The 12155-nt window shown below is 56.0% G+C and carries 12 protein-coding genes; 11 read left to right on the plus strand and 1 reads right to left on the minus strand.

What is annotated here, in order from left to right; genetic code table 11:
- Window position 1 precedes the first annotated feature (1 nt).
- The 11 genes from gspG to BJ885_RS03100 all read left to right on the plus strand — a co-directional run bounded on the left by gspG (window position 2) and on the right by BJ885_RS03100 (window position 11020).
- Entirely contained in the window at window positions 2–451 is a 450-nt protein-coding gene (gspG, locus tag BJ885_RS03050; protein WP_029739462.1) for a type II secretion system major pseudopilin GspG, read from the plus strand.
- Window positions 451–936, plus strand: coding sequence for a type II secretion system minor pseudopilin GspH (gspH, locus tag BJ885_RS03055; RefSeq protein WP_047648210.1), 486 nt, complete (start codon window positions 451–453; stop codon window positions 934–936). The genes gspG and gspH overlap by 1 nt, the downstream gene beginning before the upstream one ends.
- Window positions 929–1312, plus strand: coding sequence for a type II secretion system minor pseudopilin GspI (gene gspI, locus BJ885_RS03060; RefSeq protein WP_121931159.1), 384 nt, complete (start codon window positions 929–931; stop codon window positions 1310–1312). The genes gspH and gspI overlap by 8 nt, the downstream gene beginning before the upstream one ends.
- The gene (gene gspJ, locus BJ885_RS03065; protein ID WP_121931160.1) at window positions 1305–1985 is read left to right on the plus strand and encodes a type II secretion system minor pseudopilin GspJ; all 681 of its coding nucleotides are present in this window, start codon (window positions 1305–1307) and stop codon (window positions 1983–1985) included. Before gspI ends, gspJ begins: the two co-directional genes overlap by 8 nt.
- Complete coding sequence (gspK, locus tag BJ885_RS03070; RefSeq protein ID WP_121931161.1) at window positions 1982–3001, plus strand: type II secretion system minor pseudopilin GspK; 1020 nt, start codon at window positions 1982–1984, stop codon at window positions 2999–3001. Before gspJ ends, gspK begins: the two co-directional genes overlap by 4 nt.
- A 10-nt stretch (window positions 3002–3011) precedes the next feature.
- Window positions 3012–4157 carry a type II secretion system protein GspL gene (gspL, locus tag BJ885_RS03075; protein WP_121931780.1) on the plus strand — a complete coding sequence of 382 codons (1146 nt, stop codon included), beginning with the start codon at window positions 3012–3014 and terminating at the stop codon, window positions 4155–4157.
- The gene (gene gspM / locus BJ885_RS03080; RefSeq protein ID WP_029739468.1) at window positions 4154–4639 is read left to right on the plus strand and encodes a type II secretion system protein GspM; all 486 of its coding nucleotides are present in this window, start codon (window positions 4154–4156) and stop codon (window positions 4637–4639) included. Before gspL ends, gspM begins: the two co-directional genes overlap by 4 nt.
- Window positions 4636–5433: an A24 family peptidase gene (locus BJ885_RS03085; protein WP_121931162.1), complete on the plus strand. Its 798-nt coding sequence runs from the start codon at window positions 4636–4638 to the stop codon at window positions 5431–5433. The genes gspM and BJ885_RS03085 overlap by 4 nt, the downstream gene beginning before the upstream one ends.
- 260 nt (window positions 5434–5693) lie before the next feature.
- Window positions 5694–8462 (plus strand): glycosyl hydrolase family 18 protein, encoded by a 2769-nt coding sequence (locus tag BJ885_RS03090; RefSeq protein ID WP_121931163.1) that lies wholly within the window; start codon window positions 5694–5696, stop codon window positions 8460–8462.
- A gap of 133 nt (window positions 8463–8595) precedes the next feature.
- Window positions 8596–9048 (plus strand): type III secretion system invasion protein IagB, encoded by a 453-nt coding sequence (gene iagB / locus BJ885_RS03095; protein ID WP_029739471.1) that lies wholly within the window; start codon window positions 8596–8598, stop codon window positions 9046–9048.
- A 142-nt stretch (window positions 9049–9190) separates the two neighbouring features.
- On the plus strand, window positions 9191–11020 hold the full coding sequence (locus BJ885_RS03100; protein ID WP_029739472.1) for a chitinase: 1830 nt from the start codon (window positions 9191–9193) through the stop codon (window positions 11018–11020).
- 70 nt (window positions 11021–11090) lie between these two features.
- Here BJ885_RS03100 and BJ885_RS03105 read toward each other — a convergent pair whose 3' ends face one another.
- Window positions 11091–12104 (minus strand): NAD(P)-dependent oxidoreductase, encoded by a 1014-nt coding sequence (locus BJ885_RS03105; protein WP_121931781.1) that lies wholly within the window; start codon window positions 12102–12104, stop codon window positions 11091–11093.
- Between the last annotated feature and the right edge of the window lie 51 nt (window positions 12105–12155).

Genomic DNA, 12155 nt, shown 5'->3' on the forward strand with positions numbered 1-12155 from the left:
CATGTCATTGAAAAAAAATAGCCTGAAGCGTCAGGCGGGGTTCACGCTGCTCGAATTAATGGTAGTTATCGTTATTCTCGGCGTGCTGGCCAGTATGGTCGTGCCTAATTTAATGGGCAATAAAGAAAAAGCCGATATTCAGAAAGCGACCAGCGATATTGTGGCGCTGGAAGGTTCGCTGGATATGTACAAACTCGACAACCATCGCTATCCGACCACCGAGCAGGGGTTGCAGGCGCTGGTGACCAAACCTGAAATTGCGCCCATTCCGAAAGGCTACCGTGACGATGGCTATATTCGCCGCCTGCCGCAGGATCCATGGGGCAATGACTATATTCTGGTTAGCCCGGGTGAGCATGGCGCTGTCGATATTTTCTCAGCCGGTCCGGATGCAGAAGCTAATACTGCCGACGATATCAGCAACTGGTCTTTTGATAAAAAAGATAAGTAATGAATAAGCAACGTGGATTTACCCTGCTGGAAATTATCGTGGCGCTGGTGATATTCGCCCTGAGCGCCATGATGGTGGTCACCACCATTCCATCACGCAGCGGCGCAGATACATTTGGTCAGCAGCTAAAATCCCTCGTTGAATATGGTTCTGACCGTGCGGTAATGGACGGAAATATTGTCGGGCTGGTGATGACCTCGTCAGAATTTGAACTGGTGACGCAGGTTGGAAATAACGGGGAACGTCACTGGGCACCGTTAAAGTCGGGGCGGATCGCCACCCGCGGTGAGTTTCCTGAGGAGATGCATGTCTCCCTCTCATCGCGAACGCTGGCGGCCACGCTGGACGATGAACCGCAAATCATTTTTTTGCCTGACGGCGAGCTTAGCCGCTTCACGCTCAGCCTCGAAAGCCTGGATAAAAAGCAGCGCTTTCACGTGACGTCACAGGGCTCTGTTCCCGTGATGGTGGAAAACGATGACTAAACGCAAGACCAAAGAGCAGGGGATGACCCTGCTGGAAGTGATGGTGGCGCTGGTGATTTTCTCCACCGCGGCGCTGGCACTGATGAACTCCGTCACCCTGAACGTGCGCTTTACCCACAGCCTGTCGGAAACGCTGCAGGCGGGCTGGGTGGCGGAAAATCAGCTGGCGCAAGCGCAGCTGGCTCAGACCGATTTCCCGGACGCCGAGCAGGTGGGCACCGAAACCATGGGCGGACAAACCTGGACCTGGCATATCCAGCGGGTGAAAACCGCCGACAATACCTTTGCCGATGAGGTACGGGTTTACAGCGAAGCAAGCGATGCGCAACCGGTGGTGGTGCTTCAGCTCGCCGAACCGGAGGTGGATCGTGAGTAAGGTGCAGCGTCAGCAGGGCTTTACCCTGCTGGAAATTATGATTGCGCTGGCCATCTTCGCGGTGATCAGCATTCTCGCCTGGCAAACTCTCGACGGCGCGATGCGCACCTCGACGGCCAGCGACGAGGCGGCGACAAAAGTGACGGCGCTTCAGCGCACGTACAACCTCCTCTCGCGAGACTTTTATCAGCAGCAGGCGCGCGCGCCGCGCAACAGCGGCGAGGTGTTCGTCCAGCAGCAGAATGGTGTGGAAATGACAACCCTGAACGGCATCAGCGGCCAGGTGCAGCTGGAGCGGGTGCGCTGGACGTTAAAGGACAAGCGCCTGTGGCGCAACGTCTGGGCTGCTATCGACGGTCCCGCCAGCGCGCAGCCGGAAGAAGTGCCGATTTTGAGCGATGTGAAAGAGATGAAATGGCGCTTCTGGCACGAAGGCTGGCAGGAAAAATGGACCGACATCGGCCATCAGCCTGATGGCGTTGAGCTGAATCTGACCATGGAAAACGGGGAAACCTGGCGCTGGGTTTTTATCACTCCCGGCGATATGCCTGAGATCCAGACCGCGCCAAAAGACACGAATGCGGACCCGGCGCAGCCGGCTGCGGAGAATGCGGCCCAGCCCGTAACAACCCCACAGCCCGATACGGCAGTAGAGCCAGGAGTGAGTTCATGAGCGGCAAAACAGCGCGAAAAGAGCGTGGCGTGGCGCTGCTGGTGGTGCTGATCCTGCTGGTGATGATGTCCGCCCTGGCGGCGAAAATCAGTCAGCAGTTCTGCCGCCACCTGCAAAAAACGCATTATCAGGTCAGCCAGCAGACGCTGCGCTGGGCCATTGCACGTCAACAGAAGGTACTGGAAAACGTATTGCAGAAAGCGGCCAGTTCAGAAGGGGCGGGGCTGTCGCCGCAGGGGGACTGGGCGCAGCCGCTGAAAACCCAGGGGGATAATTACACCGTGATGAGTCAGGTGGAGGATGCCCGGACCTGCTTTAACGTCAATAGTCTGCTGGCCGGTGACGCGGCGCCAGCGGCCCCGGCCGACCCAACTGCGCTGCCGGAAAAACCGGTCAAAGAGCAGATTATCGAACAACTGCTGACAGAAAGTGGCGTCGGTACGCTGGCGGCAGAAGAGATTTACCAGCAGCTGGTGGATTATCTTGACGCCGACGACGTGACGGCGAAACAGGGCCAGGAGGCCGATGCCTGGGCGAGCGTGACGCCCGCCCGCGGTCCGGCGAATCAAATGATGCGCACCATCAACGAAATCAGACTGCTGCCCGCCTTTCCGCAGGCTGCGTGGCCGAAGGTCAGCAAGCTGCTGTGCGCCTTGCCGGATACGGATGGCACCATAAATGTGAATACCTTAACACGCGAACAGGCGCCGCTGCTGGCGGCGGTTTTTACCGGCGTGCTAAACACGGACGACGCTGCCCGCCTGATCGATTCACGCCCGGAGGAGGGGTGGGCGTCGCTGGAGGCATTCAGCAAAGTGCTGGAGAGCAACTATCCGCAGACCAAAGATATCCTGGCGCAGATTCAGGACAGGGTTGCGGTCAACAGTCGCTATTTTCGGGTGGATACCACCGGCAATACCGATGATTTAACGCTGCGCGTCGTCAGCCAGCTTCACGTTGACAGTGAGGCTGGCAAGGTCGTGACCTGGCTACGCCGCTACCGAATGGTTGAATAAGATGAAGATAATGAAAAAGGTGCTTTTTATTCGTCCCGACACCCGTGAGGACGGCAAAATCTGGTGGTGTGAATCCGGTAACGATCGGGTGGAATATCTGACGGGCTGGAGCGCACTGAGCGAACTTTCCTGCCATCCGCTTTCTCAGCAGGTGTGCCTGCTGCTGCCGGCGAGCGAGACGATCTTTCGTCATTTTACCCTGCCGAAAAAAGGGCTCTCCGCCCAGACGGCGCAGTTCTCGTGGATGGCGGAAGAGACGCTGCTCGGCGAGGTGGAGACGCTGCACTGGACGGTGCTGAACAAAAAGGGGCCGGAGGTGGATGCCGTGGCCATCGACGCTGATCGTCTGCGCCACTGGCTTGAGCTGTTCGCTCAGGCGGGGCTCACGGTGGTCCAGGCGCTGCCGGATGCCTGGCTGCTGCCGGTGAGCGAAGGGGGCACTACGCTGGTGAGCCTGGAGGAGAGCTACTGGCTGCGTTTTTCCCCCGGCAGCGCTGGCGAAGCCGATACGGTTCTGCTGCCGCTGCTGTTGAGTAAATGCCCGGCGGGTGAGGTGTGCTGCTACGGCGATGTGCCGCAGGAGGTACAGGTGGATGAACGGCTGGCGTGGCAGCATCCGCTGGTGCTGATCCAGCCCCAGTGGCAGGGCTGTCGTATCAACATGCTGCACGGGGAGTTTTCCGGGCGCAACGCCAGCGGCCCGCGTTTTCGCCACGCGAAAAAGGCCCTCGCGGCGGCGGCGCTGCTTTGCGTCGGCCTGCTGATCGGCCCCCGCGTTGGTATGGCGTGGATGCTCACTCATCAGCAAAACGAGATCCACCAGGAGATGACCACCGTAGCGCAGCACTATTTCCCGACCCTGCGCCAGACCAGCAACCTGAAGTACTACGTCGGGCAAAATATCAGCAAGGCGAAGAAAGGGGTCTTCCTGCAGCTCGAAGCGCTGAATCAAATCAGGCAGTCATTGCCGTCTCTGGAGATTAACAACGTGGAATATGACGAAACGCAAAATCAGCTGACGCTGAATGTGAAATCCATGGATAAACAGACCCTGCAGGATTTTGTCGCCCGCAGCGCCGAAACCTTTGAATTTACGATGCAGCCGATTTCCGGCGAGGCGCCTTATACCGCCATTATTACCGGGAGCTATAAATGAAAACGCAAATAGCCCAGTTAAAAAACCGCTGGCAAAATTACAGTCCACGCGAGCGTAATTTATTTAAACTCTGCGGCGGGGCACTCTGCTGTGCGATGGTTTATTACGGCGCGATGATGCCGCTCGATACTTTAATAAAAAATAACGAGGCCGTGTTATTTAAGCAAAAGCAGACGCTGAACTGGATGCGCCAGGAAATTGATAAAAACCATCTCCAGTCCAGAATCGTCAATACCCCGAACCCGCGCAGCGTGGTGGAGGAAAGTGCCAAAGTCGTGCACGTCGCGTTGACAGACGTGCGTCAGCAAGAGCAGTCGCTGACCTTTGATGTCGAGCGCGTCAACGTTTCTGCCCTGCAAAACTGGCTGCGTGAGATGAACGTCTCTTCCGGTATCCATCTGGAGAAACTCGCGTTAACGCCGGTGGATCGTCAGAGTGACGTGAAAGCGCACATTACGCTGAGCTGGGCGAAAAGCGCATGAACCCGCTAATGCTGTTGCAGCAGGCGAATCTGCCGGGTCTGTGCGTGATGAGCGGAGCGCTGGGCGCGATCCTCGGCAGTTTCCTGGGCGTAGTGGCGGAGCGTATTCCGCCGCTGGTAATGGAAGAAGAGGGGGCAGGCAATCTGCTTTTTCCCGCCTCTCACTGCCCGGATTGCCACCACGCCCTGAGCGCGTGGGAAAACATTCCCATCATTAGCTGGTGTGCGCTGCGCGGCCGCTGCCGCCACTGCCATAGCGCGATTCCGCTGCGACTGCTGCTGGTGGAAGTCTGTAGCGCTCTCTTCTTTGCCGCCAGCGCCGCGCTGGCGCCGTCGTTTTTGGCGCTGATCGCGCTGTGGGTGATGTGGAGTCTGCTGCTGCCGCTGGTGGTGATCGACGCGCGCCATATGCTGCTGCCGGACTGCCTGACCCAGCCGCTGCTGTGGACGGGGCTGATGTTCCATGCCCTGTTCCGTACGCTACCGCTGACCGACGCTATCTATGGCGCGGTGGCGGGATATCTGTCGCTCTGGCTGGTTTACTGGGCATTCCGCCTGCTGACCGGGCGGGAAGGATTAGGCTTTGGTGATTTTAAGCTGCTGGCGGCGCTGGGCGCCTGGTGCGGCTGGCAGGCGTTACCCTCTATTGTGCTGATCGCAGCGCTGGGAGGCATTATCATGCATTGCCTGTTAAAGCCCTTTGAGAATAAAAATAACCTTATTTCCTTTGGTCCATATATTGCGTTTTCCGGGCTGGTTGTATTTATCTCGCAAATTTTACACCTCATCTTTTAAATAATGCAGTCAAGTTTTTTTTGAAGTTTTTTCATCGGGGGAATGAAAGGATAAAATAAATTCTCCACTGTATTCTTCTCTACGCAATAAAACATTTGTCGAAGGTTTTATGAGTGGAGGAAGGTACAGCGCAATAATAAGAAGGTCTTTCGCGAACCCGAAGCGTTCACGATTAATTTATCAGTAAATAACGTTCGTCCATGTTTAATGGAAAAGCATGGGTATTTAATTTCAAAAATCGTATTATCAGGATCAAAATAATGAAATTTCTGAAGCCTAAATATCTGGCACTCTTCGTTGCAGCGGCTGCGAGCCCGGTGTTCGCAGCCGTGCCAGGTAAAGCAACTATCGCCAGCGGTAATGATAAATTTGCCATTGTCGAAGTCGATCAGTCTGCTTCTGCGTACAACAGCCTCGTCAAAGTCCATGATGGCGCCGATGTTAAAGTGCAGTGGGATGTCTGGAGCGGCGCGGCGCCGACTTCTGCGAAAGTGCTGCTCGACGGCAAAACCGTCTGGACCGGTGCAGGCAGCATGTCCGGCACGGCAACATTTAAAGTGACCAAAGGCGGTCGCTATCAGGAAACGGTTGAACTCTGCAACGCCAGCGGGTGCAGCACCAGCGCCAGCAAACTGATTATCGTCGCGGATACCGACGGTAGCCATCTGCTGCCGCTCAACACCACCATGCAGGAAAATAATAAAACCCTCTCTAAGCACACCGATAAAGTGGTCGGTGCCTATTTCCCTGAGTGGGGCGTTTATGACCGTAATTTCCCGGTGGATAAAATCCCGGCGGCTAACCTTAACCACATTCTGTATGGCTTCATTCCAATCTGCGGCGGCGATGGCATCAACGACAGCCTGAAAACTATCGAAGGCGGTAACAGCTTCGAAGCACTGAAGCGGGCCTGTGCGGGCCGTCAGGACTTCCAGGTGGCGATTCACGACCCGTGGGCCGCACTGCAGAAGCCTCAGGCTGGCGTAAGCGGCTGGGACGATCCCTACAAAGGCAACTTCGGCCAGCTGATGGCAATGAAGAAAGCCAATCCAGGCCTGAAAGTGCTGCCGTCTATCGGCGGTTGGACCCTCTCCGATCCGTTCTTCAAAATGCATGACAAAGCGATCCGCGATCGCTTCGTGGCTTCCGTGAAAGATTTCCTGAAAACCTGGAAATTCTTCGACGGTGTGGACATCGACTGGGAATTCCCGGGCGGCGGCGGTCAGAACGAAACGCTGGGCAACCCGCAGCAGGATAAAGAGACTTATACCGCACTGATGCGCGAACTGCGCGCCATGATGAATGAACTGTCAGCCGAAACCGGCCGTACCTTTGAGCTGACCTCAGCAATCGGTTCAGGCAGCGACAAAATTGAAGACGTTGATTACACCACCGCCCAGCAGTACATGGATCACATCTTCCTGATGAGCTACGACTTCTACGGCGGCTGGAGCAATACCGATCTGGGTCACCAGGCGGCACTGCGTGCGCCGGCGAACAAACCGGATACCAATTACACCACCGAAAACGGCGTGAATGCGCTGCTGGCGCAGGGTGTACAGCCCGGCAAAATTGTCGTGGGGACGGCTATGTATGGTCGCGGCTGGACCGGCGTTCACGGTTACAGCAATAACAACCCGTTCACCGGCACGGCAACGGGCATGGTGAAAGGGACCTGGGAACCGGGCGTGGTTGACTATCGTCAGATCGTTAACGAGTACAAAGGCAAAGCGGGTTGGGAATACAACTATGACGCTACCGCTGAAGCACCGTATCTGTTTAACAAAACCACCGGCGATCTGATCACTTATGAAGATGCGCGTTCCGCAACGGCGAAAGGTCAGTATGTGCTGGCGAAAAACCTGGGCGGTCTGTTTGCCTGGTCTATCGACTCCGATACCGGAGACATTCTGAACGCGATGAATGAAAGCCTGACAGGCGGCGGCGCTGCGCCGGTTGATCCGGTAGTGACCAACCATGCGCCGGTGGCGACTGCCGCTGACCAGAGCGTAACCGGTCCGGCGACGGTGACCCTGGACGGCTCGGCTTCCACCGATCCGGATGGCGATGCCATCACCTACAAGTGGACGCAGATCTCTGGCCCGTCGGTGACCCTCACCAACAGCACCAAAGCGAAAGCGACCTTCAACGTTGCCGCTGTCACCAGTAACCAGACTCTGGCGTTCCGCCTGACGGTCACTGACGCGAAAGGGTTGAGCAGCACCGCTGACGTCCAGGTCGTGAACAAAGCACCGAAAGCAAACCAGGCGCCGGTCGTGAACCAGATGGAAGCCGTGACGCTGGAAGCGGGCCAGAGCTACTCTCTGCACGCTCAGGCTAACGATCCTGATGGCGATGCGCTGACCTACTCCTGGAGCGTTCCTGCGAATATGCAGGCGACAGGCGCAGACACCGCGAACCTGAACATCACCGCGCCGGACGTGGACGCGGAATCTACTTACACGCTGACCGTGGTGGTAAGCGATGGCAAGTCCAGCGTACAGACCAACGTACAGGTGACGGTAACGCCTAAAGCGGCTGAAACGCCGTCTGACGAAGGCAATACCCCTTCCGATGAAGGCAACACGCCGTCTGACGAAGGCAACACCCCTTCCGATGAAGGCAACACGCCGTCTGACGAAGGTAACACCCCATCTGATGAAGGCAATACGCCGTCTGACGAAGGTTCTGCCACCAATAGCTGCGATAAGCCTGTTGACGCCAACGCCAGTAAATACGCTGCCTGGAGCGCAAGCAAGGTTTACAACGCGGGCAATACCGTCAGCTTCGACAACCTGGTCTGGAAAGCAAAATACTGGACTCAGGGCAACCAGCCGGGCTTCGGTGTGGATGCATGGGAGCTGGTAAGTCAGGTGAAATTCAACTGGCGCTCCGACGTGGTCTATAACGGCGGCGACACCACTACCTACAACGGTTACACCTACACCGCGAAATGGTGGACGAAGGGTGATAAACCCGGTAGCAGCGATGTCTGGGTGAAAAAAGGCCCTGCGGCTGACTGCCAGTAAGTCACTGCCATAACGATGCGGGTAAGGAACTTGCCCGCCATCACGGTCCACGTCCCGTGACGGACGTGGACCGTAAATCAGGAAACAGAGCAATAAGCGCGTAAGGAGACAATGAAAAAGAGCCGGACTGAAAATGAAAACGTTATTTTTATTGTTGCTGATAATAAGTCATAGCGTCTTTGCCAACTGCTGGGATAAAGCCGCCAGTTATTACCATGTGGATCCTTATCTGCTGTATGCCATTGCTAATGTTGAATCGGGAATGAATCCCAATGCGATTGGACAGAATAATGATGGCACGCGTGATGTCGGCCTGATGCAGATTAACAGTTCACATTTTTCCGAGCTGGAGCGAAAAGGCATTAATGAGTACCGGTTAATTACCGAGCCCTGCACCTCGATTATGGTTGGCGCATCGATATTATCCGGAATGATTAAAGTTTATGGCTATAACTGGGAGGCGGTCGGCGCCTATAACGCGGGTCTGAAAAAAGAGAATTACCCGCAGCGTATGGTCTATGCCCGTAAGGTCTGGAATAAATATCAGAAGTTAAAACGTAGCACCCGTAACCGTTATTATTATTGATTTTTGTTTTTTGAAGAGTACCGGCTGGTGTTCTTCATAAAACGAAAACTGCTCCCTGGTTTATTTATTAAATGATTAATAAATAAACCGCGAAACAAATTAACTTTTATATACCCTTAATATAATTAAGAGGACCATTGACATGAACAAAAGAACATTACTCAGTGTTCTTATTGCGGGCGCATGTGTTGCACCGTTTATGGCTCAGGCAACCCAGCTGCAGGCCAGCAGCGAACCTTACACCGTTAAGGCCAGCGATCTGCAGAAGAAAGAGCAGGAGTTGACCAACTTCCCGCTGATGGCTTCAGTGAAGTCAACCATCCGCACGCTGGACAACAGCCTGGTGGAACAAATTGAGCCGGGTAAATCGACAAACCCGGAAAACGTCAAGCGCGTGGAAGGGATTATCAAGGCCAGCGACTGGGAATACCTCTTCCCACTGCGTGCGCCGGAATATACCTACAGCAACTTCCTGAAAGCGGTCGGTAAATTCCCGGCGCTGTGCCAGACCTATACCGATGGTCGTAACAGCGATGCCATCTGCCGTAAGTCTCTGGCAACCATGTTCGCGCACTTCGCGCAGGAAACCGGCGGCCACGAGTCCTGGCGTCCGGAAGCCGAGTGGCGTCAGGCGCTAGTTTACGTGCGTGAGATGGGCTGGAGCGAAGGTCAGAAGGGCGGCTATAACGGCGAATGTAACCCGGATGTCTGGCAGGGGCAGACCTGGCCGTGCGGTAAAGACAAAGATGGTGATTTCGTTAGCTACTTTGGTCGCGGTGCGAAACAGCTCTCCTATAACTACAACTACGGCCCGTTCTCTGAAGCGATGTACGGCGACGTCCGTGTGCTGCTGGACAAACCTGAGCTGGTGGCGGATACCTGGCTGAACCTTGCTTCCGCGATCTTCTTCTTCGCCTACCCGCAGCCGCCAAAACCGAGCATGCTGCAGGTTATCGACGGCACCTGGCAGCCGAACGATCACGATAAGGCGAATGGTCTGGTTCCGGGCTTCGGCGTAACCACGCAGATCATCAACGGCGGCGTGGAGTGCGGTGGTCCGACAGAGATCGCCCAGTCTCAAAACCGTATCAAATACTACAAAGAGTTCGCCAACTACCTGAAGGTGCCTGTTCCGTCTAACGAAGTGCTGGGCTGCGCCAACATGAAGCAGTTCGACGAAGGCGGTGCCGGCGCGCTGAAGATCTACTGGGAACAGGACTGGGGATGGAGCGCGGATACCCCGTCAGGCCAGACCTACTCTTGCCAGCTGGTGGGTTACCAGACGCCATTCAGCGCCTTTAAAGAGGGTGACTACACCAAATGCGTGAAGCATTACTTCAACGTCAACGTGGTGGGTGAAGACGGCACTTCCGACGGCGGTAGCGTCACGCCAGCCCCGACGCCAACCCCTGTCGACCCAACGGACGAAGGCAATACCACGCCGGTGCCGGACGATAACACCCCGGCTCCGGAGGATAATACGCCAGCGCCGGTAAACCATGCGCCGGTAGCAAAAATCGCCGGTCCGGTGGGGGCGGTTGAAGCGGGTAAATCTGTTTCTCTGAACGCGTCTGGCTCGACTGACGAAGACGGTAACCACCTGACTTATACATGGACGGCTCCGAACGGCCAGACCGTAAGCGGCGATGATAAAGCGATTATTACGTTCAATGCACCGGAAGTGGCGGCGGCGACGCAGTACCCGATCAACCTTACCGTTAGTGACGGCGAGCTGAGCAGCACCACAACCTATACGCTGAACGTACAGGCTAAGCAGACCAACGGCGGCCAGACCGGGACTTACCCGACCTGGACTTCCAAAACTAAATGGAAAGCAGGCGATATCGTTAACAACCGCGGCCAGCTGTTCCAGTGCAAACCTTATCCGTACAGCGGCTGGTGCAATAACGCGCCATCCTACTACGAGCCAGGTAAAGGGATTGCATGGCAGGACGCGTGGACTGCGCTGTAATCGGCAAAATGACAAACGGCAACCTTCGGGTTGCCGTTTTTTTTCTCATCGCAAAAAGGCAGGACCCGATCTACCGATGAAGCTTCCCGTGATCCCGCAGCCACGCCGCCGTACGCGTAATCCCTTCATCCAGCGTCACAACCGGTTTATACCCAAGCTCGTTCTCCGCCCGCGAAATATCCAGCGTGAAATCAAAGTTAAGCTTTGATACGCCGTAATGCGTCAGCGCAGGCTCTTTGGCCGATTTACTGCCAAAACGCTCCATGCTGCGGGCAATCATATCCAGCATCGGGTAAGGAACTGAACGGATGCGGCAGTCGATCTGCAGCTCGTCAATTAAGCGCTGCACAATGCTGCGCAGCGTGCAGGGTTCGCCGTTCGTGATGTTGTAGGCCCGACCGGAGATCAGCTTATCGCAGTCCGGCTGGCTTGCCAGCCACATGGCGTGGACGGCGTTTTCGTAATAGGTCATATCCACCAGCGCATCGCCGCCGCGCGGCAGCAGCACGCTGCCGTAGTGGTGCATCATCTGCGCCAGGCGCGGAATAAACACTTTGTCGTGCGGCCCGAACAGGCTCTGCGGACGTAAGACCGTAAAACGGGTATGCGGGTTCGACTGTGCCAGCAGGTCAATCACCTCTTCGCTGGCCGCCTTGCTGCGGGCAAACTCGCAGGCAAAGCGAGCCGGGCGGAAATCTTCCTGCACGTCACGATGGTGGTGATAGTCAAAATAGAGCGACGGTGACGAGATATGAATAAAGTTGCGCACGCCCCAGGCGACGGCCCATTCGCCCAGACGGCGGGTTGCCCGCACGTTGGCGAGATCGAAGGCTTCCTGGGTACCCCACGGGGAGGTGAAACTGGAGCAGTGCCACAGCGTGTCGATACCGGCGAGCATCACTTTCGCCTGAGAGGAAACCAGCTCCGTCAGGTCAGCATGGACGAACTCCGCGCCCATTTTTTGCAGCAGTTTTCCCATCGCTTCGTTGCGACCGGTAGCCCTGACGCTGATGCCCTTGCTGCGCAGAAATTCGACCGCATTTCGGCCTAAGCCGCTGGTCGCCCCGGTAACCAGTACCTTCATATCAATCCACTGTGTTGAAAAGAATTTCGTGCGCATTCTTTCGTGAATTAC

The sequence above is a fragment of the Enterobacter sp. WP_7_1 genome (assembly GCF_003688535.1).
Taxonomy (GTDB): Bacteria; Pseudomonadota; Gammaproteobacteria; order Enterobacterales; family Enterobacteriaceae; genus Enterobacter; species Enterobacter asburiae.